This is a genomic window from Streptomyces sp. NPDC045022 (genome assembly GCF_056432605.1).
Map to the genome: position 1 here is coordinate 136725 of NZ_JBWKIR010000010.1, position 20181 is coordinate 156905.

General features: G+C 70.2%; 15 protein-coding genes. 12 read left to right on the forward strand and 3 right to left on the reverse strand.

The genetic code is table 11. The features are described from left to right. Positions 1–64: 64 nt before the first annotated feature. From AC07C1_RS19815 to pgi, 7 genes are all read left to right on the forward strand, one after another. Positions 65–3019 (forward strand): M14 family metallopeptidase, encoded by a 2955-nt coding sequence (locus tag AC07C1_RS19815; protein ID WP_478940625.1) that lies wholly within the window; start codon positions 65–67, stop codon positions 3017–3019. Between the two features lie 296 nt (positions 3020–3315). After that, positions 3316–4323: a type I glyceraldehyde-3-phosphate dehydrogenase gene (gene gap / locus AC07C1_RS19820; RefSeq protein ID WP_478940627.1), complete on the forward strand. Its 1008-nt coding sequence runs from the start codon at positions 3316–3318 to the stop codon at positions 4321–4323. Positions 4324–4457: 134 nt separating this feature from the next. After that, entirely contained in the window at positions 4458–5669 is a 1212-nt protein-coding gene (locus AC07C1_RS19825) for a phosphoglycerate kinase (protein ID WP_478940629.1), read from the forward strand. 39 nt (positions 5670–5708) lie between these two features. Next, positions 5709–6464, forward strand: a complete 756-nt coding sequence (tpiA, locus tag AC07C1_RS19830; RefSeq protein ID WP_478940876.1) for a triose-phosphate isomerase — start codon at positions 5709–5711, stop codon at positions 6462–6464. A gap of 108 nt (positions 6465–6572) precedes the next feature. Further along, positions 6573–6809: a preprotein translocase subunit SecG gene (gene secG, locus AC07C1_RS19835; protein WP_478940631.1), complete on the forward strand. Its 237-nt coding sequence runs from the start codon at positions 6573–6575 to the stop codon at positions 6807–6809. A 216-nt stretch (positions 6810–7025) separates the two neighbouring features. Continuing rightward, positions 7026–7361 (forward strand): RNA polymerase-binding protein RbpA, encoded by a 336-nt coding sequence (locus tag AC07C1_RS19840; protein WP_003957010.1) that lies wholly within the window; start codon positions 7026–7028, stop codon positions 7359–7361. Between the two features lie 311 nt (positions 7362–7672). Next, complete coding sequence (gene pgi, locus AC07C1_RS19845; RefSeq protein ID WP_478940633.1) at positions 7673–9325, forward strand: glucose-6-phosphate isomerase; 1653 nt, start codon at positions 7673–7675, stop codon at positions 9323–9325. Positions 9326–9766: 441 nt separating this feature from the next. On the opposite strand, the gene AC07C1_RS19850 is transcribed toward pgi, so the two are convergent. From AC07C1_RS19850 to AC07C1_RS19860, 3 genes are all read right to left on the reverse strand, one after another. Continuing rightward, complete coding sequence (locus AC07C1_RS19850) at positions 9767–12049, reverse strand: ABC transporter permease (RefSeq protein WP_478940635.1); 2283 nt, start codon at positions 12047–12049, stop codon at positions 9767–9769. 115 nt (positions 12050–12164) lie between these two features. Continuing rightward, positions 12165–12917: an ABC transporter ATP-binding protein gene (locus AC07C1_RS19855; RefSeq protein ID WP_478940637.1), complete on the reverse strand. Its 753-nt coding sequence runs from the start codon at positions 12915–12917 to the stop codon at positions 12165–12167. Then, a complete protein-coding gene (locus AC07C1_RS19860; RefSeq protein ID WP_478940639.1) occupies positions 12914–13429 on the reverse strand; it encodes a PadR family transcriptional regulator in 516 nt (171 codons plus the stop codon). The genes AC07C1_RS19855 and AC07C1_RS19860 overlap by 4 nt, the downstream gene beginning before the upstream one ends. Before the next feature lie 123 nt (positions 13430–13552). On the opposite strand from AC07C1_RS19860, the gene AC07C1_RS19865 reads away from it, so the two are divergent. The 5 genes from AC07C1_RS19865 to AC07C1_RS19885 all read left to right on the forward strand — a co-directional run bounded on the left by AC07C1_RS19865 (position 13553) and on the right by AC07C1_RS19885 (position 20177). Further along, a complete protein-coding gene (locus AC07C1_RS19865; protein WP_478940640.1) occupies positions 13553–14824 on the forward strand; it encodes an ABC transporter substrate-binding protein in 1272 nt (423 codons plus the stop codon). 169 nt (positions 14825–14993) lie between these two features. Then, positions 14994–16616, forward strand: coding sequence for a glycoside hydrolase family 13 protein (locus AC07C1_RS19870; RefSeq protein ID WP_478940642.1), 1623 nt, complete (start codon positions 14994–14996; stop codon positions 16614–16616). 35 nt (positions 16617–16651) lie between these two features. Then, positions 16652–17977: an ABC transporter substrate-binding protein gene (locus AC07C1_RS19875; RefSeq protein WP_478940643.1), complete on the forward strand. Its 1326-nt coding sequence runs from the start codon at positions 16652–16654 to the stop codon at positions 17975–17977. An 11-nt stretch (positions 17978–17988) separates the two neighbouring features. Beyond that, on the forward strand, positions 17989–19341 hold the full coding sequence (locus tag AC07C1_RS19880) for an ABC transporter permease (RefSeq protein WP_478940644.1): 1353 nt from the start codon (positions 17989–17991) through the stop codon (positions 19339–19341). Further along, positions 19338–20177 (forward strand): carbohydrate ABC transporter permease, encoded by an 840-nt coding sequence (locus AC07C1_RS19885; RefSeq protein WP_478940646.1) that lies wholly within the window; start codon positions 19338–19340, stop codon positions 20175–20177. The genes AC07C1_RS19880 and AC07C1_RS19885 overlap by 4 nt, the downstream gene beginning before the upstream one ends. Positions 20178–20181: the final 4 nt, after the last annotated feature.

The window sequence follows — 20181 nt, forward strand, 5'->3', positions numbered from 1 at the left end:
TCATGAAGTGACATGAGCCTGGCAACCTGTTCGCCGCTGTGGCGAACCACCGGTAGGGGGGTTCATGAGACACAGAGCGAGATCGATCCTCGCTGTCGCCGCGCTTCTCGTCGGGGGAGCGGCCCTTGCACCCATCGCCCAGGCGCAGAACGGAACTTCGGCCGCCTCCGACCCCGGTGAGATCAAGGTCTTCAACGCCGAGGTCACGCCGCAACAGATTCCCCTGCTCCTCGAGGCCGGACAGGACGGCCACGAACTCGGCGAGCGGGTGACCGGGAACGGGAAGACCACCGTCGAGGTCTACCTCACCGACAAGCAGGCCAGGAAGCTGGAGAAGCGGGGCGTCCACCTCACCGAGGACGCCCTGTCGGCCAGGGCCGAGGCGCGCGTCCAGGACGCCTCCCAGGGCGTGTTCCGGCCCTACAGCGGCAGCGGCGGCCTGAAGGAAGAAATCCTCCGCGCCGCCCAGACCAGTCCCAGCCTCACCAAGGTCGAGTCCATCGGCAAGACCATCAAGGGCCAGGACATCCTCGCGCTCAAACTGACCAAGAACGCGAAGAAGTCGGAAGACGGGTCCAAGCCGTCCGTGCTGTACGTGTCCAACCAGCACGCGCGCGAGTGGATCACGCCGGAGATGACCCGGCGGCTGCTGCACTACTACCTGGACCACTACCGGACCGACCGGCGCATCAAGAAGATCGTCGACTCGACCGAGCTGTGGTTCGTGCTCTCGGCCAACCCCGACGGCTACGACTACACCTTCCGGGACCCCGGCACCCGCCTGTGGCGCAAGAACCTGCGGGACGTCAACGGCGACGGCGTCATCAGCACGGGCGACGGTGTCGACCTCAACCGCAACTTCGCCTACAAGTGGGGCTACGACGACGAGGGTTCCTCCCCCAGTCCCACCAGCCAGACCTACCGCGGCGCGAGCCCCGCGTCCGAGCCCGAGACCCGGGCGCTGGACGGCTTCGAGAAGCGCGTCGGCTTCACGTACGGCGTCAACTACCACTCCGCCGCCGAACTCCTCCTCTACGGTGTCGGCTGGCAGGTGGCGACCCCGAGCCCGGACGACGTCCTGTCCAAGGCACTCGCCGGCACCCCCGGCAACTCGGCTGTCCCGGGCTACCACCCGCAGGTCTCCTCGGAGCTGTACACCACCAACGGCGAGGCGGACGGCCATGCGTCGAACGTCAACGGGATGGCGATGTTCACTCCCGAGATGTCGACCTGCGAGACCGCGTCGGACATCGATCCGAACGACGCCTGGAAGGCTTCGGACTGCCGGTCGGTCTTCAACTTCCCCGACGACGAGAAGCTGATCCAGCAGGAGTTCGAGAAGAACATCCCGTTCGCGCTCTCCGTCGCCGAGACCGCCGTACACCCGGACAAGCCGGCCTCCTCGGTCGGTCTGAACGCCGCCGACTTCACCCCGGCCGCGTTCTCCACGTCGTACTCCCGGGGCGCGGACCAGGAGGTCTCGGTCGTCGTCCGCAAGGCGATCCGGGACAAGGAGCTCAAGTACCGCGTCAACGGCGGCCGTACGCTCGACCAGGCACTGAAGTCCTGGAAGGGCGGACAGACCTACGGCGGTGAGGACGACCTCTACTTCGACGAGTACCGGGCCAAGGTGCGGGACGGTGAGCCGGGCGACAAGGTCGAGGTGTGGTTCACCGGCGAGACGAGGAGCGGCAAGAAGGTCTCCAGCTCCCACTTCCGCTACACCGTCGCCGAGCGGCCCAGGGCCGACACGCTCGTCGTCGCCGAGGAGGACGCGGCCGCCGCACAGGCGCGGACGTACGTGGACGCGCTGAAGGCGAACGGCCACAAGGCGATCGTCTGGGACGTCGCCACGCAGGGCGCACCGGACGCGCTCGGCGTGCTCAAGCACTTCAGGACAGTCGTGCACTACTCGGGCGCGAGCGGACCGGGCAACCCCACCCAGCTCCGGCTGCGCGCCTACCTCAACGAGGGCGGCAGGCTGATCGAGGCCGGCGAGCTGGCCGGCGGCAGCGTCGATCTCGGTGACGGCACCTTGTCGGACGACTTCAGCCAGTACTACCTGGGCGCCTACAGCCGTACGTCGACCAAGGGAGCCACCGGCTTCACCGGCTCCGGTGCCCTCGACGGCTTCACCGGTGCCCTCGGCGACGCGCCCGGCAACCCGCTGGACAAGGCCGGCACCTACGGTGTCACCTCCGACGAGCTGCCGGTGTCGGCGTACCCGCAGTTCCAGAGCGCGGGCGCGGGCCGGTTCGCCGGCACCGTCAACCCGTACGGGCCGTACGCCGGCTCCGCCATGGCCGCCGCGGTGCACACCGACGACGCCTACAAGCGTCTGACCCGCACGATCGACCTCACCGATGTCGTCGCCGCCGACAAGCCGGCGCTGAGCACCCGGCTGCTGTGGGACACCGAACCCGGCTACGACCACGTGGTGGTCGAGGCGCACACCGTCGGCGCCGACGACTGGACGACCCTGCCGGAGGCATCGGGCGCCACGAGGACGACCGTGCCGGCCGAGTGCGGGGCCGGGTTCCTGATCGGCGAGCATCCATGGCTGAAGCACTATCTGACGGTCGCGGGCAACGCGTGCACCGCGTCCGGCACCACCGGCTCCTGGAACAGCCTCACCGGCGGCTCCGCCGGCTGGCAGCAGGTCGGCTTCGACCTGAGCGCCTACGCCGGGAAGTCGGTCGAGGTCTCGATCAGCTACATCACCGATCCGGGCAGCGGCGGGCACGGCGTGCTCGCCGACGACGCCTCGCTGGTGGTCGGTGGTACGGCGAAGGAGACCGAGGGCTTCGAGTCGTCCCTGGGTGCCTGGAAGCCGGCCGGACCCCCCGCCGGCAGTCCGGCGGTTCTGAAGGACTGGACGCGCAGCGGAACCCTGTTCCAGACATATGGAGCGGTCACCACGGACGACACCGTGCTGCTCGGTTTCGGCCTCGAACAGCTGCCGTCGGCGGGCGACCGGGCGGCTCTGCTGAGGAAGGCGTTCGCTTCTCTCGACAGGTGAGCGGAGCCCCCTCTCAACGGTGCAGAAATGGGTAGTCGACAGGTGAGCCGACCCGCTCACGAACGAGTGACAACGGCGTCAATAAGGGGCGGCATTCCGTAACAAATGCAAGTGAAACCACTGCCGATCCCTGGTGGTCCGTACCCCTACTGGCGGGTACGGACCGCCTGCCCTCTATGCGGCATCTCGATGTCACCTCGGGGGCCTCAGAGAGGTAGGGTCGGGGGTGGTCGGGGACATCCCAAATACAGCTCGCCGGCACCGCATGGCCGGCGTACCAACGAGGAGATCGGTTCGTGACGATCCGCGTAGGCATCAACGGCTTCGGCCGTATCGGCCGTAACTACTTCCGCGCGCTGCTGGAGCAGGGTGCAGACATCGAGGTTGTGGCTGTCAACGACCTGGGTGACACGGCGACCACCGCCCACCTGCTCAAGTACGACACGATCCTGGGCCGCCTCAAGCAGGAGGTCACCCACACCGCCGACACCATCACCGTCGACGGCCACACCATCAAGGTGCTCTCGGAGCGCAACCCGGCCGACATCCCGTGGGGCGAGCTGGGCGTCGACATCGTCATCGAGTCGACCGGCATCTTCACCAAGAAGGAAGACGCCGCGAAGCACATCGCCGGCGGCGCGAAGAAGGTCCTCATCTCGGCTCCCGCCAAGGACGAGGACATCACCATCGTGATGGGCGTCAACCAGGACAAGTACGAACCGGCGAACCACCACGTCATCTCCAACGCCTCCTGCACCACCAACTGTGTGGCCCCGATGGCGAAGGTCCTCGACGAGAACTTCGGCATCGTCAAGGGTCTGATGACCACGGTGCACGCGTACACGAACGACCAGCGCATCCTGGACTTCCCGCACAAGGACCTGCGCCGCGCCCGTGCCGCCGCGGAGAACATCATCCCGACCACCACGGGTGCCGCCAAGGCCACCGCCCTGGTCCTGCCGCAGCTCAAGGGCAAGCTGGACGGCATCGCGATGCGCGTCCCGGTGCCGACCGGCTCGGTCACCGACCTGGTCGTCGAACTCGGCCGCGAGGTCACCAAGGAAGAGGTCAACGCCGCCTTCCAGAAGGCCGCCGAGGGCGAGCTGAAGGGCCTGCTCGACTACACCGAGGACCCGATCGTCTCCTCGGACATCGTCAACGCCCCGGCGTCCTGCACCTTCGACTCCTCCCTGACCATGGTCCAGGAGGGCAAGAACGTGAAGATCATCGGTTGGTACGACAACGAGTGGGGCTACTCCAACCGCCTCGTCGACCTCACGGTCTTCGTCGGCAACCAGCTCTGATCGCCGAAGCAGGACCTTGAAGTGAGAGCAGGGCTCGGGCAGCGCACCGCCGCGCCGTCCGGGCCCTGTCCCACGCCCGGACCACGTCCTCTTACGATCAGGTGCACCACGAGCCCTCCTCAGGAGTCCACTCAATGAAGACGATCGACGAACTTCTCGCCGACGGCGTGAGCGGCAAGCGGGTCTTCGTCCGCGCCGACCTCAACGTGCCGCTGGCCGACGGGACGATCACCGACGACGGCCGCATCCGCGCCGTCCTGCCCACCATCAAGGCCCTCGTCGAGGCGGGCGCCAAGGTGGTCGTCGCCTCGCACCTGGGCCGCCCCAAGGGCGCCCCGGACCCCGCCTTCTCCCTCGCTCCGGCCGCCTCCCGCCTGGGTGAACTCCTCGGTTCGTCCGTGGCCTTCGCGGCCGACACCATCGGGCAGTCCGCCGTGGACACGGTCGCCGGTCTCGCCGACGGCCAGGTCGCCGTCCTGGAGAACCTGCGCTTCAACCCCGGCGAGACCTCCAAGGACGACGCCGAGCGCGGCGAGTTCGCCGACAAGCTCGCCCAGCTGGCCGACGCCTACGTCGGTGACGGTTTCGGCGCGGTCCACCGGCGGCACGCCTCCGTCTACGACCTCCCGGCCCGGCTGCCGCACTACGCCGGCTACCTCATCGCCACCGAGGTCGGCGTCCTGAAGAAGCTCACCGACGACGTCAAGCGCCCCTACGTCGTCGCACTCGGCGGCGCCAAGGTCTCCGACAAGCTGGCCGTCATCGACCAGCTGCTCGGCAAGGCCGACCGCCTGCTCGTCGGCGGCGGCATGGCCTACACCTTCCTCAAGGCCAAGGGCTACGAGGTCGGCATCTCCCTGCTCCAGGAGGACCAGGTCCCGGTCGTCCAGGAGTACATCCGGCGCGCCGAGGAGCAGGGCGTGGAGCTGCTGCTCCCCGTCGACGTCGTGGTCTCCCGGGAGTTCCCGGACCTGAAGGCCAAGGCGCCGACGGAGCACACCGTGGTCGACGCGGACAAGATCCCCGCCGACCAGGAGGGCCTGGACATCGGCCCGAAGACCCGAGAGCTGTACGCCTCGAAGCTCACCGACGCCGAGACCGTCTTCTGGAACGGTCCCATGGGCGTCTTCGAGCACCCCGACTACGCCGAGGGCACCAAGGCGGTCGCCCAGGCCCTCGTCGACTCGAACGGCTTCAGCGTCGTCGGCGGCGGTGACTCCGCCGCCGCTGTGCGTACGCTCGGCTTCGACGAGAACGCATTCGGCCACATCTCGACCGGTGGCGGCGCCTCCCTCGAATACCTCGAGGGCAAGACGCTCCCCGGCCTCGCCGCACTGGAGGACTGACCCTTGGCAGCATCGATTTCTTCTGGCCGCACGCCGATCATGGCGGGCAACTGGAAGATGAACCTCAACCACCTCGAGGCCATCGCGCACGTCCAGAAGCTCGCCTTCGCCCTGGCCGACAAGGACTACGAGGCCGTCGAGGTCGCCGTCCTGCCGCCCTTCACGGACCTGCGTTCCGTGCAGACCCTGGTCGACGGCGACAAGCTCAAGATCAAGTACGGCGCCCAGGACATCTCGCAGCACGACTCCGGCGCCTACACCGGCGAGATCTCCGGCCCGATGCTGGCCAAGCTGAAGTGCACCTTCGTGGTCATCGGCCACTCCGAGCGGCGCCAGTACCACCACGAGACCGACGAGCTGGTGAACGCCAAGGTCAAGGCCGCCCACCGGCACGGCCTGACCCCGATCCTGTGCGTCGGCGAGGAACTGGACGTCCGCGAGGCGGGCAACCACGTCACCCACACCCTCGCCCAGGTCGAGGGCGGTCTGAAGGACGTCCCGGCCGACCAGGCCGAGACCGTCGTGATCGCCTACGAGCCCGTCTGGGCCATCGGCACCGGCAAGGTCTGCGGCGCCGAGGACGCCCAGGAGGTCTGCGCCGCCATCCGCGGGAAGGTCGCCGAGCTGTACTCGCAGGACGTGGCCGACAAGGTCCGCATCCAGTACGGCGGCTCCGTGAAGTCGGGCAACGTCGCCGAGATCATGGCGCAGGCCGACATCGACGGCGCCCTGGTCGGCGGCGCTTCGCTGGACGCCGACGAGTTCGTCAAGATCGTGCGCTTCCGTGATCAGTGATCAGGGCCGTGAGTAGGCGGTAGCGGCGATACGTCGTACTCTTGCGGGGGCACGGCCGACGTGCTGTGCCCCCGTCGTCCATCCGAATCCGAGGAAGTTGGTCCAGCCGTGGTTTTGGGGTTCTCGATCGCCCTGATCGTCTTCAGCCTGCTGCTGATGCTGCTGGTGCTGATGCACAAGGGGAAGGGTGGCGGCCTCTCCGACATGTTCGGTGGCGGCATGCAGTCCTCCGTCGGTGGGTCCTCGGTCGCCGAGCGCAACCTCGACCGGATCACCATCGTGCTCGGCGTGCTGTGGTTCGCGTGCATCATCGTGCTCGGCATGCTGATGAAGTCGAACAGCTGACGCCCGAACGGCACGTACATCACGCACATTCCGTACGTAACGCCCCATGTTCGGTACGCGCTCCGGAGCGCGGCCTATCATGGGGCTTGCGTCTTGGTGTGGGGGCTTGTAACTCCAATCACTGGACGCGCGTTGGGCCTTACGTAGACTGAGGCGCTCGCAGCGAAGCGGAACGCCGACTCGCTTCGCGGCACCATCACGCAGGGAGTTACGACCGTGGCAAGTGGCAACGCGATCCGAGGAAGCCGGGTCGGGGCGGGGCCGATGGGCGAGGCCGAGCGCGGCGAGTCCGCGCCGCGTCTGCGCATCTCCTTCTGGTGCTCCAACGGGCATGAGACGCAGCCGAGCTTCGCCAGCGACGCTCAGGTCCCCGACACCTGGGACTGCCCGCGCTGCGGCTTCCCGGCCGGACAGGACCGGGACAACCCGCCGGACCCGCCGCGCACCGAGCCGTACAAGACGCACCTGGCGTATGTACGGGAGCGGCGCAGCGACGCGGACGGCGAGGCGATCCTCGCCGAGGCGCTCGCCAAACTGCGCGGCGAAATCTAGGACTCTCTCACCGGCCGGATGCCTGCGGGCGCCCGGCCGGAGCCGTATCCGCCGCTCGGGGCCGACCGATTGTCAGTGGTGCCCTCTACGCGGCCCGGCTGTCCGGCCTCAACGCGCCCGCCCTGCTCGCGGCCGTCCTCTTCGCCCTGAGCGTCGCCGCACCGATACCGGCAGGCAAGCCGGACGTACCTGATGTTGCCCATGAGGACAGCGTCGTGACCGCTCGTCCCGCGCTGATCAATTAGGTTGGGACCGGCAGCGGGGCAAGGTACGCAGCAGGACAGGTGCAGGAAAGAAGGCTGAAGTCGGAAATGAACGCAGACGGCCGTACCAGGCTCAACCAGACGCCCGAATGGACCGCTCTCGCCAAGCACCGCGAGGAGCTGGCCGGCACCCATCTGAGGGACCTGTTCGCCGCCGATCCGCAGCGCGGCGACGGATACACGCTCCAGGTCGGTGACCTGTACATCGACTACTCGAAGCACCTGGTCACCGATGAGACGCTGCGGCTACTGCGCGAGCTGGCCGCAGCGACCGACGTGTTCGGCCTCAGGGACGCCATGTTCCGCGGCGAGAAGATCAACGTCACCGAGAACCGGGCCGTGCTGCACACCGCGCTGCGCGCCCCGCGGGACGCCGTGATCGAGGTCGACGGCGAGAACGTGGTGCCGAAGGTGCACGCGGTCCTCGACAAGATGGCCCGCTTCGCCGACCGGGTCCGCTCCGGGGAGTGGACCGGCCACACCGGCAAGCGGATCCGTAACGTCGTCAACATCGGCATCGGCGGCTCCGATCTGGGCCCGGCGATGGCCTACGAGGCGCTGCGCGCCTTCACGGACCGCGAACTGACGGTCCGTTTCGTCTCCAACGTGGACGGCGCCGACCTGCACGAGGCCACCCGCGGCCTGGACCCGGCGGAGACGCTGTTCATCATCGCGTCCAAGACCTTCACCACCATCGAGACGATCACCAACGCGACCTCCGCGCGCACATGGCTGCTGGACGCGCTCGGCGACGAGTCCGCCGTGGCCAAGCACTTCGTGGCCCTGTCGACCAACGCCGAGAAGGTCGCCGGGTTCGGCATCGACACGGCCAACATGTTCGAGTTCTGGGACTGGGTCGGCGGCCGGTACTCGTACGACTCGGCCATCGGCCTCTCCCTGATGATCGCGATCGGACCCGACCGGTTCCGGGAGATGCTGGACGGATTCCGCCTGGTCGACGAACACTTCCGCACCGCGCCCGCCGAGGCCAACGTCCCGCTGCTGCTCGGCCTGCTGGGCATCTGGTACGGCAACTTCCACGACGCCCAGTCGCACGCCGTCCTGCCCTACAGCCACTACCTGTCCAAGTTCACCGCGTACCTCCAGCAGCTCGACATGGAGTCCAACGGCAAGTACGTGGCACGCGACGGCAAGCAGGTCGATTGGCAGACCGGGCCGGTGGTCTGGGGCACGCCCGGCACCAACGGGCAGCACGCCTACTACCAGTTGATCCACCAGGGCACCAAGCTGATCCCGGCGGACTTCATCGGCTTCGCCGAGCCGGTCGCCGAGCTGAGCGGTGAACTCAAGGCGCAGCACGACCTGTTGATGGCCAACTTCTTCGCCCAGACGCAGGCCCTCGCCTTCGGCAAGAGCGCCGAGGAGGTCCGCGCGGAGGGCGTGCCGGACGAGCTGGTCCCGCACAAGACCTTCCAGGGCAACCGGCCGACGACGACCATCCTGGCCAAGGAACTCACCCCGTCCGTCCTCGGCCAGCTGGTCGCCCTCTACGAACACAAGGTGTTCGTGCAGGGCGCGGTCTGGAACATCGACTCCTTCGACCAGTGGGGCGTGGAACTCGGCAAGGTCCTCGCGAAGCGCGTCGAGCCCGCCCTGACCGAGGGCGCGGAGGTCCCCGGCCTGGACGCCTCGACCAAGGCGCTGGTCGCCAAGTACCGGGAGCTGCGCGGCCGCGGCTGATCGGCCGACAGGCCCACCCGCCGGCCGCCGCGGAGGCCGTGGCGGTCAGGGTGGCCGCGTCGGTCAGGCGGTCACGGTGGCCGTGGTGGGGTTGTCGGCGGCGGGCCGAGGTGGGGCTGTCGGCGGCGGACCCCAGAAGTCCGGCGCCGAGGGCGGCCGGCCGCCACGGCGGAGGCCGAACGGGACCACGCCTCCGCCGAGGGCGGCCGGCCGCCACGGCGGAGGCCGAACGGGACCACGCCGGGCTGTCGGACGTGCCGGAGCGGCCGGCGGCGGACGGGACGACCGTCATGGTCGGCGACCCGGACGCCACGGTGACCGTGGTCCCGCCCACCGCACGGATACCCATGTGCGCGCTCGGGGCGCATCGACGGTCTGCTGCCCGATCCGGCGCTTTCCGGTCCGCGGGCGCCCTTCCGGTTCGCGTTCAGGCCACCGCGCTCAGGCCACCGCGCTCAGCGTGTCCGCGAGGCGTCTGCGGGCCGCGCGGGCCGCGGGCAGCGCGGCCAGCGCCGCCGCCCCCAGCACGGCCGCCGCGCCCAGCAGGAGCAGCGGCCCGGGGGAGGGGGACTCGGCGATCCCGGCGCCGATGCCGCTGGAACTGCCCTGGGCGTCGATCAGCCGGCGGGCCAGCGGCAGCCCCAGCGCCGTACCGGCGACGGCCGCCGTCAGGGCCGTACAGCTCATCGCCGTGACGGTGATCGCGGTGATCTGGCGTGGGGACATGCCGATCGCCCGGAGCGCCAGCACGTCCCGCTCGCCCTCGCGGACGCTGCCGCCGATCGCGCTGAGCAGTTCGACGAGGCCGATGAGGGCCAGGACGGCGATCAGCCCGGCGACGACCGCGCGCAGCGCGGACAGCCCGTCGGCGGGGTTCGTCACGGGGTGCACGTCCAGGTGTCCCCGGCCGGCCGTGGTGAGTGCGGCGGCCACGCGATGCGGGTCGGCGCCGGGGCGTAGGCGCAGCTCGTAGAAGGCCGGGGACAGCCCGGGGTCGTTCTCGCGGAGGGTGTCCAGGGAGGTCGTCACCACCCGGCCGGCGTTCTGCGGTTCGATGCTGCGGCCCACGATGTGCAGGATCTGCGGCCGGTCGCCCACCGTCATCCGCACCCAGTCGCCGACCCGCGCGTGCAGCAGGTCCAGCAGGCCCTGGCCGGCCACCGCCTCGTCCGCTCCGCGTGCGGCGCGGCCGTCGGCGAGCGCGTAGGGGTAGGGCTCGCCCCGGGTGCCGATGCCGCGCAGGGCGATGGTCCCGGTCTGGCCGGGGACCAGCGCGGCCACCTCGACACCGGGATAGGCTGCGGCGACCCGGGAGTCACGGGTCAGCAGGGTTCGCACGCCGGCCGTGTCCGCGCCGCCGTCCGAGCGGACGGTGAGGGCGGTCGGCAGACCCACCCGTTCGGGGCTGCTGTGGAACCGGTCGATCGTGGTCCACGCGCTGAGCGCCACCACGATCAGCACCAGCGGCAGCGTCAGCCGGGCCACGGTCGCCAGTGACCGACCGCGACCCGCGAACGCCTTGTGGCAGCCCAGGACCAGCGCGGCCGGCAACCGCAGCCCCAGCGCCCGCCGGGCCAGGCCGGTCAGTCGTCCGCCCGCCGGTGCGGCCGGCCGCGGCACCGGGACCGGCGGCACCCGCCCCGCCCGCCAGGCGGCGAGCCCCGTGGTCAGGCCGATGAACAGCACCGCGCCCACGGACACCACGCACAACGCCGGCGTGTGCCCGGGCAGCCCCTGCCACACGCCCACGGCGTCCCCGAGCCGTCCGGGCACCCGGCGCCCCAGGGCCTCGGTGAGCGCCGCCGCCGCCACGGAGCCGAGCAGGGCGTAAGCGAGGTGCTGGAGCAGGAAGATCCGCACCACCTGGCCGGGGGTGAAGCCGATCGCCTTGAGTACCGAGAGGTCCCGCAGATGACCGCGGATGCGGGTGGCGATCGCCCCGTGCACCGCGAACCCCGCGGCGATCAGTGCGCCCAGCCCGAACAGCCCGAGCACCTGCCCCAGCAGCCGGTTGTCGCCCTGTGCCTCGGAACGCGCCTGCTGCCAGGTGGAGACCTCGCCGACCGCGCCCGCGCCCAGCACGGTGACGGCACGCTGCACCGCGTAGTCCGTGTCGGCCGGATCGCCGAGCCGCAGCCCGGTCACCTGGCCGCCGGGGGCGCGTACGGCGGACGGCAGGGCCCAGACCAGACCCGGCTGCTCACCCGGGCTGTAGTGGGGTTCGGCGCTCTCGGCGATGCCCTCGACGGTGATGGTGCGGGCGGTGCCGGGCAGCGTGAGGGTGTCTCCGGGCTCGGCCAGCAGGGCCCGGGCCAGGCCGCTCTCCAGCACCACACCGTCCGGCTCGGCGGGGTCCAGCCAGTGTCCGGCCGTGAGCAGCGGTCGGCCCACGGAGGGCTGGCGCGGGGTGCCGCGCAGCTCCACGGCGGCGCGGACGCCGCGTGCGGAGACGGTGGCGGACTCGGTGCGGTAGGGGCCGGCGACGGACTCGACGCCGTCCAGCCGGGCGAGCTTGCCGGCGTCCGCGGACGCGACGGTGTGGATCCACACGTGCGCCCCGCGGGCCTGCGTGAAGACCCGCTGCCAGGGGTTCGTGGCATAGCCGAACAGGGCGGTGGCCAGCAGCAGCGAGGCGACGATGCCGGCGGTGGCCAGCACCAGGAACAGCGCCTCGCCGCGGTGCGTACGCAGATCGGAGTGCGCCCAGCGCAGGGTGGCCCGCACGTGTCTCAGCCCCTCGCCGCGCGAGGCACTGTCGGACGCACCCTCGGAGGCGTCGCCGGCCGCATCCTCAGCCGCGTCGTCATCCAGGTCGTCAGCCGTGTCGTCGGTCGCGCCATCAGTCCCTCAGCTCCAGCACGCCGGAGATACCACCACGGCGCGACGGCGTGCCGTCCAGGGCGGCGTCGTCGGCTATGCGGCCGTCGAAGAAGCTGATCACCCGGTCCGCGGCGCTCGCCAGCCGGGCGTCATGGGTGACCAGCACGATGGTCTGGCCGCGTCCGTGGAAGCGGGACAGCAGCCGCATCACCTCGCGGGTGCCCTTGCTGTCGAGGCTGCCGGCGGGCTCGTCCGCGAGCAGCAGCGGCGGATGGTTGACCAGGGCCCGGGCGAGCGCGACCCGCTGCTGCTCGCCGCCGGACAGCTCGCCGGGCATGCTGCGTTCCTTGCCCTGGAGGCCCAGCTCGGCGAGGAGGGCCTCACGCTCGGCGCGGGCCTTCTTCGGCGGGGCGCCGGCCAGCAGGGCGGGCAGCTCGACGTTGTCGGCGACGGACAGGTTCGACACCAGGTTGAAGAACTGGAAGACGATCCCGATGGCCTTGCGGCGCTCCACCGCCCAGCGCGCCTCGCTGAAGGAGTCCGTGCACCGCCCGTCGAGCCAGAGGCTGCCCTCGTCCGGCCGCTGCAGCCCGCCCAGCAGGTGCAGCAGCGTCGACTTCCCGGCCCCGGACGGGCCGGTGATCGCCAGGAATTCGCCACGCGCCACCGTGAGGTCGACCCCGCGCACGGCATGCGCGGGCGCGCCCTCGCCGTGGTGGGTCTTCACCAGCTTCTCGGCGCGCAGCAGGGGAGCGGCAGAGCCGTCGCTCATTCCAGCTCCTCCAGTTCCTCCTGGCACCGTTCCAGCCAGTCGAGGTCGGCCTGCAGGTGCAGCATCGCGCCCTCTATGAGCAGATGGGCGATTCGGTTGTCCCGGTTCTCGGCCGCGGCCAGTTTCGACAGATTGCGCATGGTGTTGAGGTACTGGCGCCGCTGCCTGTTGATGAGGGCGATCTGGTCGGCGAGACCGGCACGCGGGGCGACGGCGAGCTTCATGAAGAACTCGTCCCGCACCCGCGGCTCGTCCTCGGTCTCCTCGAACCAGGCGTGCAGCGCCTCGCGCCCGGCGTCGGTGAGGTGGTAGACCTTCTTGTTGGGCCGGCTGGACTGCTCGACGTCCTCGCCCTCGATCAGTCCCGACTTCTCGAGGCGGCCGAGGGTGACGTAGATCTGGCCGACGTTCGGCTGAGGGTACGCCGAGCCCAGCAGTTGCTCAAGGTCCTGTTTCAGCTCGTAGCCATGGGCCGGGCCGCGGGCGAGGAGTGCCAGGAGGGGCAGGCGCACTCGTGCTGTCCTCCTGTCTGCTCAATGTGCTCCAGGCCCTAGTATCGCCCATACCTAACAGGTATACATGGCCTCTGATCCCGGGCGAGGGTGCCCGCGGTGCCGGTGTACAGGGAGGAACCTATGCGGTGGATACACGCCGCCGGTAGGGGCCTTCTCGTTCTGTTCGTGATCATGGCAGGGTACGTCGCATCCGGTGCCCATGGCGACGAGGGGAACGCCCGGGGACGCGGCCCCCTCACCCTGGCCACCGCCGGTGACCTCACCGGCTATCTCGGTCCCCTCCTCCAGGGCTGGAACCGCACCCACCCCGGTGAGAAGGTCACTCTCGTCGAGCTGCCGGACTCCGCCGACGAGACCCACGCGCAGATGACCACCGACCTGCGCGGCGGCGACCGCGGCCGCTTCGACGTCCTGAACATCGACGTCAACTGGACCTCGGAGTTCGCGGCGGCCGGCTGGATCCGCCCGCTGCCCCGCGACCGCTTCCCGCTGAGGAGCCTCCTGCCGCCGGTCGTGGACACGGCAACCTACGAGGGACGTCTCTACGCCGTCCCGTACGTCACCAACGCCGGGCTGCTGCTGTACCGCAAGGACGTCCTCGCCGAGGAGGGTGTGCCGCCGCCGCGCACCTGGGCCGAGCTGGAGCACGACGCGAAGACCATCGCGCCGCGGCACGGGCTCGGCGGTTACGCGGGCCAGTTCCTGCCCTACGAGGGCCTCACCGTGAACGCGGCCGAGGCGGTGTACTCGGCGGGCGGGACGATCCTCGGCGCCGAGGGCACCCGCGTCACCGTAGACTCGGCCGCCGCCCGCGAGGGCATCGGCTTCCTCGCCCGCGGCATCCGCGAGGGCTGGATCCCGAAACAGGCGCTGACGTACAAGGAGGAGGAGTCCAAGCAGGCCTTCCAGGACGGCAGGCTGCTCTTCCTGCGCAACTGGCCCTACGCCTACGCCGTCGCCTCCGCCAGGGGATCCAGGGTCGCCGGGCGGATCGGTGCCGTACCGCTGCCCGGACCTCATGGGCCGGGGACGAGCGTCCTCGGCGGCTCCAACCTCGCGGTCAACGCCCACGCCCGGCACCCGGACTCCGCCGCGCGTCTGATCGCCTACCTCACCAGCGAGCCCGTGCAGCGCCAGGTGCTCACCCGGGGCGCGCTGCCTCCCGTACGCGCCGCGCTGTACGAAGATCCCGCGCTCGTACGGCGGTTCCCCTATCTGCCGACCCTGCGCACCGCCGTCCTCACCGCCGCGCCGCGCCCCAAGAGCGCGCACTACGACCAGGTCAGCCTGGCGGTGCAGGCGGTCGTCCAGGACGCGCTCACCAGGCGGGAGACGCCCGGGCAGGCCGTGCGCCGGCTGGCGCGCGAGCTCGACGCGATCGCCCGTCGCTAGTTACCTGTTAAGTAACGCCGCCATCACGACTGCAGTCTTCTTGGGGTGAAATGCCCTGATTTACCCGGCTGGTCAGCCAGGAGCCTCTGTTCATTTCATTGACACCCCTGCGTGACTTCTACCTAACATGCATGCATAACAGCCCCCCTTCAGAGACAGGTCCACAGGGTTGAACAGGCATCTTTGGTGGCGCGACGCGGTGATCTACCAGGTGTACGTCCGCAGCTTCCTGGACAGCACCGGCGACGGCATCGGCGATCTGGCCGGCGTCCGCGCCGGGCTGCCGTATCTGAAGAAGCTCGGCGTCGACGGCATCTGGCTGAGCCCGTTCTACCCCTCGCCGCAGCACGACCACGGGTACGACGTGGCCGACTACCGCGGCGTCGACCCGGTCTTCGGCGACCTCGCCGAGTTCGACCTGCTGATGGCGGCCGCCCGGCGGCTCGGCATCAAGGTGCTGCTCGACATCGTCCCCAACCACTGCTCCAGCGAGCACCCGTGGTTCCGCGAGGCGCTGGACAGCGCACCCGGCAGCCCGGCCCGCGCCCGCTTCCACTTCGCCGACGGCCGCGGTCCCGACGGCAGCGAGCCGCCCAACAACTGGCACGCCATGTTCGGCGGCCCGGCCTGGACCCGGATCACCGAGTCCGACGGCCGCCCGGGCCAGTGGTACCTGCACATGTTCACGCCCGAGCAGCCCGACTGGAACTGGCGCAACCCCGAGATCCCCGCCGAGTTCGACCGCGTCCTGCGCTTCTGGCTGGACCGGGGCGTGGACGGCTTCCGCATCGATGTGGCGGCCGGGCTGTACAAGCACCCGCGGCTGCCCGACTCGGACGACCCCGAGGCCGACGCCCGCACCCGCGACTCGGTCAACCCGCTGGCCTGGAACCAGCCCGAGGTGCACGACGTGTGGCGGCAATGGCGGGCCACCTGCGAGGAGTACACCGCCCACGACGGCCGCGACCGCCTCCTCGTCGGCGAGGTCTCCGTCCCCACCGCCCGCGAACACGCCCTCTACGTCCGCCCCGACGAACTCCACCAGGCCTTCTTCTTCGACCTGCTCGGCGCCCCCTGGAACGCCGACGCCTTCCGCAAGGTCATCTCCGAGGCCATGCAGGACATCGCCGGCACGGGCTCGACCGTCACCTGGGTCCTCAACAACCACGACCAGGTCCGCACCGTCACCCGCTACGGCGAACCCGCCACCGAGGGCAGCGGCCTCGGCCCCGCCCGCGCCCGCGCCGCCGCGCTGCTGATGCTCGCGCTGCCCGGAGCCGCGTACATCTACCAGGGCGAGGAACTGGGACTGCCAGAGGTCGTCGACCTGCCCGACGACGTGCTCACCGACCCGATCTTCCGCCGTACCGGAAGCCGCGCCCGCATCCGCGACGGCTGCCGGGTGCCGCTGCCCTGGTCCGGGCAGGCGTCCCCGTTCGGCTTCACCTCCGGCGTGGAGGGCGCCAAGCCGTGGCTGCCGCAGCCGGAGTACTTCGCCGAGTACGCCACCGACCGCGCCCTCGCCGACACCCGCTCCTTCTGGCACCTGTACCGCGACGGACTCCAGCTGCGCCACTCCCTGCCACAGCTGGGCGACGGCACGCTGCGCTGGCTGGACACCCCGCCCGGCGTCCTCGGCTTCGTCCGCGGCGACGGCCTGGTCTGCGCCGTCAACTTCGGTACGGCCCCCACGCCCGCGCCGGTCTCCGGCACCCCCCTGCTCTCCAGCAGCCCGTGCCCGCCAGGCGTCCTGCCCGGCTCCACGGCGGCCTGGTGGCTGAACGGCCTCTGATCCACCGTCAACTCCCACCTCCCGAAGGGACATCAATGATGATGCGACGTACCACCCTGCTCACCGGCTGCACCGCGCTCGCCCTCGCCCTCGGCGCCACCGCCTGTGGCGGCGGACCGGTCTCCGCGGGCGGCGGTGACAAGGCGCTCAGCGGCCAGACGGTCACCGTGGCCGGCGTCTGGTCCGGCAGCGAGCAGAAGAACTTCCAGAAGGTGCTGGACGCGTTCACCGAGAAGACCGGCGCCAAGACCCAGTTCGTGTCCACCGGTGACAACGTCTCCACGGTCGTCGGCAGCAAGATCGAGGGCGGCAACGCACCCGACGTCGTGATGGTCCCCCAGGTCGGCGTGCTGCAGCAGTTCGCGAAGAAGGGCTGGCTCAAGCCGCTCTCGGGGACCGCCCAGCAGACCATCGACGCCGACTACGCGCCCGTGTGGCGCAAGTACGGCAGCGTCGACGGCGCCCTCTACGGCCTGTACTTCAAGGCCGCCCACAAGTCCACCGTCTGGTACAGCCCCGACGCGCTCACCCAGGCCGGCGTCAAGCCGCCGAAGACGTACGACGAGCTGCTCAAGGCCGGGCACACCGTCTCCGACTCCGGTCTCGCCGCCTTCGCCGTGGCCGGACAGGACGGCTGGACCCTCACCGACTGGTTCGAGAACATCTACCTCTCCCAGGCCGGCCCCAAGAAGTACGACGCCCTCGCCGGCCACCAGCTGAAGTGGACCGACCCCAGCGTGGTGAAGGCGCTCACCACCCTCGGCAAGCTCTTCAAGGACAAGCAGCTGATCGCGGGCGGCCAGAAGGAGGCCCTGAACACCGACTTCCCGGGCTCGGTCGAGAAGGTGTTCGGGCCCAAGCCCAAGGCGGGCATGGTCTACGAGGGCGACTTCGTCGCCGGGGTCGCCCACGACCAGTACGGCAAGAGCATCGGCAAGGACGCGAACTTCTTCCCCTTCCCCGCGGTCGACGGCGGTGCCGCGCCGGTCGTCAGCGGTGGTGACGCGGCGGTCGTCCTCAAGGACGCCAAGAACAGCAAGGCCGGCATGAAGCTCCTGGAGTACCTGGCCACTCCCGAGGCCGCGGCCGTGTGGGCGAAGGCGGGCGGCTTCCTGTCCCCGAACAAGAAGCTCGACCTCGCCCAGTACGCCGACGACGTCACCCGCGCCACCGCCAAGTCCCTCGTGGGCGCCGGGGATTCGGTCCGCTTCGACATGTCCGACCAGGCCCCGGCGGCCTTCGGCGGCACCAAGGGCACCGGTGAGTGGAAGCTGCTCCAGGACTTCCTGCGCGACCCGGCGGACCCGAAGGGGACCGCGGCGAAGCTCGAAGCCGCGGCGGCCAAGGCCTACCAGGGCTGAGCGGCAGCACCATGACCGCCTCCACACTCGTGAAACAGCAGGCGGGCCCGCGGGCCGCCGGCGTGGCGCCCAGGCGCCGCAGCCGGCGGCGCGGCCGGCTGATCGCCCTGCTCTTCGTCCTCCCCGCGCTGCTCCTGCTCGGCGCCCTCGTCGTCTACCCGGTGCTGTTCTCCGTGGGCCGCAGCTTCTTCGACGCCTCCGGCACCCGGTTCGTCGGCGGCGACAACTACACCGAGATGTTCCGCGACCCGGCCACGCTGAAGGCCATCCGCAACACCACCATCTGGGTGGTGGTGGCCCCGGCCCTGCTCACCGGCCTCGGCCTGATCCTGGCCGTGCTGGTGGAGAAGGTCCGCTGGGCCACGGCGTTCAAGCTGCTGCTGTTCATGCCGATGGCGGTGTCGTTCCTCGCCGCCGGCATCATCTTCCGGCTCGCCTACGACGAGGACCCGGACAAGGGAGTCCTCAACGCGGCCGTGGTCTCCGTGCACGACGCCTTCAAGGACGCCTCGACCTATCCGACGGCCCGCGGCCGCCAGGGCCTGCTGACCCAAAACCCCGACGGCTCCTACGGCACGACCGCCGCGACGGGCCACTCGGTGACGCTGCCCATGGTCGGCGTCCTGCCCAAGGACCTGCCCGGGGACGCGGCGCCCGCGTACCCGGCGGCCGCGGCGAAGACCGCCGGCGATGAGCTGCGCGGTGTCGTCTACCTCGACTTCACCCCCGGCGGCGGAGGCAAGCAGGGCACGGTCGACCGGCGGGAGAGCGGGCTGCCCGGCATGAACGTCGAGGCGGTGCGGGACGGGAAGACGGTCGCGCGCACGACGACCGCCGCCGACGGGTCCTTCCGCTTCTCCGGGCTCGACGACGGCTCGTACACGGTGAAGCTGCCCGCCTCCAACTTCGCCGCGCCCTACCAGGGCATCTCCTGGCTCGGCCCGACCCTCGTCACACCGGCGATCATCGGCGCGTACCTGTGGATCTGGACGGGCTTCGCGATGGTGCTCATCGGCGCGGGGCTCGCCACGCTCCCACGGGACACGCTGGAGGCGGCCCGGATGGACGGCGCGAACGAGTGGCAGATCTTCCGCCGGATCACCGTCCCGCTGCTCGCGCCCGTACTCACCGTGGTCTTCGTGACCCTCGTGATCAACGTGATGAAGGTCTTCGACCTCGTCTACATCATCGCGCCCGGCCCGGTGCAGGAGGACGCCACCGTCCTCGCGACCCAGATGTGGCTCGTCTCCTTCGGCGGCGGCAACAACCAGGGTCTCGGCAGCGCCCTCGGTGTGCTCCTGCTGCTCCTGGTGGTCCCCGCGATGGTGTTCAACGTCCGCCGCTTCCGAAGGAGTCAGCGATGAACGCGATCAGGCGGGGCCTGGGCAACGGCCTGGTGCAGGCCTTCCTGGTGGTGATCGGCCTGGTCTGGCTGACCCCGCTGGCCGGACTGTTCCTGTCCTCGCTCCGGTCGGCACAGGACACCGCCAAGGGCGGCTGGTGGACGGCTCTGTCCAGCCCCGGTCAGCTGTCCTTCGACAACTACTCGGCACTGCTGAAGAACTCCGGCATCACCCAGGCCTTCTGGAACACCGTGCTGATCTCGGTGCCGACGACCACCCTGGTCGTCGTCATCGCGGCCCTCGCCGGTTACGCCTTCGCCTGGCTGGACTTCCCGTTCCGGGAGCCCCTTTTCCTGCTGGTGGTCGCCCTGTTGGTGGTGCCGGTGCAGATCGGCCTGTTGCCGGTGGCCAAACTCTTCGGCCAACTGGGTCTGTTCGGCACGATCCCCGGTGTCGTCCTCTTCCATGTGGCGTACGGGCTGCCGTTCGCGGTGTTCCTGCTGCGCAACTACTTCGCGGAGATGCCGAAGGAGATGCTGGAGGCGGCGCGGATGGACGGCGGCAGCGAGTGGCGCATCTTCACCCGGCTGGTGTTGCCGGTGGGCCGCCCGGCCATCGCCTCGCTCGCCATCTTCCAGTTCCTGTGGGTCTGGAACGACATGCTGGTCGCCCTGCTCTTCGCCGACAGCTCGTCCCAGCCGCTGACCGTGCAACTCCAGTCCCAGATCCGGCAGTTCGGCAGCAACATCGACGTCCTGGCGCCGGGCGCCTTCCTGTCCCTGATCGTGCCGGTGGTCGTGTTCTTCGCCTTCCAGCGGCACTTCGTCCAGGGCGTGATGGCCGGCTCGGTCAAGTGACCGA

Bases quoted from the DNA above. Each gene is read 5' to 3' on its own strand.
- AC07C1_RS19815 (WP_478940625.1), top strand. From the start codon at position 65: ATGAGACACAGAGCGAGATCGATCCTCGCTGTCGCCGCGCTTCTCGTC.
- AC07C1_RS19855 (WP_478940637.1), bottom strand. From the start codon at position 12,917: ATGAGCGACGGCTCTGCCGCTCCCCTGCTGCGCGCCGAGAAGCTGGTG.
- pgi (WP_478940633.1), top strand. From the start codon at position 7,673: ATGAACGCAGACGGCCGTACCAGGCTCAACCAGACGCCCGAATGGACC.
- AC07C1_RS19865 (WP_478940640.1), top strand. From the start codon at position 13,553: ATGCGGTGGATACACGCCGCCGGTAGGGGCCTTCTCGTTCTGTTCGTG.
- AC07C1_RS19875 (WP_478940643.1), top strand. From the start codon at position 16,652: ATGATGATGCGACGTACCACCCTGCTCACCGGCTGCACCGCGCTCGCC.
- AC07C1_RS19825 (WP_478940629.1), top strand. From the start codon at position 4,458: ATGAAGACGATCGACGAACTTCTCGCCGACGGCGTGAGCGGCAAGCGG.
- tpiA (WP_478940876.1), top strand. From the start codon at position 5,709: ATGGCGGGCAACTGGAAGATGAACCTCAACCACCTCGAGGCCATCGCG.
- AC07C1_RS19885 (WP_478940646.1), top strand. From the start codon at position 19,338: ATGAACGCGATCAGGCGGGGCCTGGGCAACGGCCTGGTGCAGGCCTTC.
- AC07C1_RS19880 (WP_478940644.1), top strand. From the start codon at position 17,989: ATGACCGCCTCCACACTCGTGAAACAGCAGGCGGGCCCGCGGGCCGCC.